Origin of the sequence: Leptospira ainlahdjerensis (assembly GCF_016919175.1) — a bacterium.
In the GTDB taxonomy this organism is placed as follows: Bacteria; Spirochaetota; Leptospiria; order Leptospirales; family Leptospiraceae; genus Leptospira; species Leptospira ainlahdjerensis.
The window spans coordinates 1-1,581 of sequence record NZ_JAFFPU010000023.1 but is presented as its reverse complement, the minus strand read 5'-3'; the positions used below and the strand labels follow the sequence as shown (position 1 = coordinate 1,581).

The 1,581-nt window shown below is 39.2% G+C and carries 1 protein-coding gene and 1 pseudogene; both read right to left on the bottom strand.

Annotated features, from left to right (window positions below; translation table 11 throughout):
• Positions 1 to 122: 122 nt before the first annotated feature.
• Positions 123 to 473, bottom strand: a complete 351-nt coding sequence (locus tag JWG45_RS05275; protein WP_205278727.1) for a hypothetical protein — start codon at positions 471 to 473, stop codon at positions 123 to 125.
• A gap of 31 nt (positions 474 to 504) precedes the next feature.
• Positions 505 to 1,581, bottom strand: a pseudogene (locus JWG45_RS22120) (hypothetical protein); the annotation flags it as partial.

Sequence of the window (1,581 nt, the reverse complement as noted above, 5' to 3'; positions counted from 1 at the left end):
GCGGTTCTTGTTGAGGGATTTTTGGAAAGTCCGGATATCCGGACCATCCAATTTAGGTTTCACAGAGAAGGTGCACCGGACCATCCAATTTAGGTTTCACAGAGAAGGTGCACGGCACAACATCAAAATTTAATATTAAGTATCCGTTGGCATTTTTCTGAATTTAGAATTTTTGCATTTTGCTTATCAATCCCAAATTGCTCCAATGATTTCCATTCCTTTTCCGAAGGAGTCCAACCATATTCTAACATAATCTGTGGCGGCCCTGCTTGGCATTCTTCTCCGCAATCGCATAGCTCGCTTTTTGTCTCTTGCTGACAGCTGGCTTTTAGGTTTTCTTTACAAATTGTTTCACAACAAGCCTGAGCTTGTTGAAAGGTAATTCTATTAGTTGAAGTTCCCGTTGAATCATTTGTTTTACAAAATTGAAAAACTAATATACAGAAAAATAGAAATTCAATATACTTAAACATTTCTTACATCCTTCGGTGAAATTAATATTCATTATGGAGAGATGCCATAATGAATATGATGTCTATGATTCCAATCCTGAATATTATTTTTCTTCAAATCTTCATTGGATATACTTGAATCATTTATTTTATTTGGTCTATTATAGACCTCCTGCCCATTACGGTGTTCAGACATACGCCATGGTTCCCATACGATAGCTGTATTAGGTTTCGCCCTTAATGAATTCAAAAAACCTTCCATCTCAGGCGTTTTTGAAGTAGGTGCCCATGCATCGCTTTCCGAACTTCGGGATCTAACGAAATCAGTATTACTTGGATAATTCCAATTTTCGTCTGATGGTTGGTTTGGATATATTCCGCCAATATCAATGGCGTTTCCAGAATGGCTTGTACCTTCCCCTCTATGACCTGAATTTATGTATATTCCACTAATCCCATTTTCCTGTGCAGCGTTAGCAATATTCTTAATCAGGCCCCCGGACATTTTTTCTAAACTAGAATTGCTTACGCTATTTGGTGAAATAGTCAAACTGAACTCCATATGGGTTCCATTTACATTTGTATATTTTCGGATAACATTTCCATCCTTATCTTTGACTTCAGTTATATTATTAGTAAACTGGTTTTTAGCTTCTTCGTTAGTTAAAGTTGGTCTATTAGTTGCTTCATTTTCTCTTTGGCTTCGTTGCTCTTTCGTTTCAAATTTTCCCGATCCGTTCGTCTTGTTATGCCAAGCCTCTAAGAAATTATTAACACTTCCAAAAGTGCTGTTCTTTAATTTATCAAATAATGAACCTCCGTTTGCCTCTATTCCATTTCCAGAAATATAATCATGAGGATTTGTACTAAAACTTCCTTCTCCTAAACCAAAGCCGCCTAAAACGGCATTACCAATTCCTTCTACGGCTCGACCTGGTAAACTGGTTACAGCATCCCAAGCATCACCCAACGCACCTTTCGCCTTGCTCAGAACATGGTCGAGGCTGTTTTCCTCCTCTCTTCTCACCCCAATCCCGGCCAAAGTCGCCGCGCCTTGTTCAGCGTTGTTCCTGCTCTGAGCGGATTTAGAACGTTCTGCTTCCTGCATGTCCGCGTCTTCTTTCGCCTT

Bases quoted from the DNA above. Each gene is read 5' to 3' on its own strand.
- JWG45_RS05275 (WP_205278727.1), bottom strand. From the start codon at position 473: ATGTTTAAGTATATTGAATTTCTATTTTTCTGTATATTAGTTTTTCAA.